1 pseudogene is annotated in these 242 nt (G+C 69.4%); it reads left to right on the top strand.

Going from position 1 to position 242, the window contains the following annotated elements:
- A pseudogene (locus KVT32_RS31255) lies at nucleotides 1-242 on the top strand (sigma-54-dependent Fis family transcriptional regulator); the annotation flags it as partial.

Genomic DNA, 242 nt, shown 5'->3' with positions numbered 1-242 from the left:
ACGACTGGCCGGGCAACGTACGCGAACATCGCAACGTGGTGCAGCGCGCGTACATCAAGGCCGATACCCAGCTGGACGCCGACATGGCGACGCGCAACCTCGGGCCCAACCAGGCACAGGTTCGCGACGGTACGCTGAACTTTCCGGTGGGCAAGCCGCTGGGCCGCGCCCAACGCGAATTCATCCTCGCCACGCTGGCCCCCCATGCGGGCGCCACACGCCTGGCCGCCGAGACGCTCGGG

The organism is Achromobacter sp. GbtcB20 (assembly GCF_019091095.1).
GTDB classification, from domain to species: domain Bacteria; phylum Pseudomonadota; class Gammaproteobacteria; order Burkholderiales; family Burkholderiaceae_B; genus Achromobacter; species Achromobacter mucicolens.
Note: the sequence above shows the minus strand (reverse complement) of the source record. Positions and strands in the feature narration are given on the sequence as shown.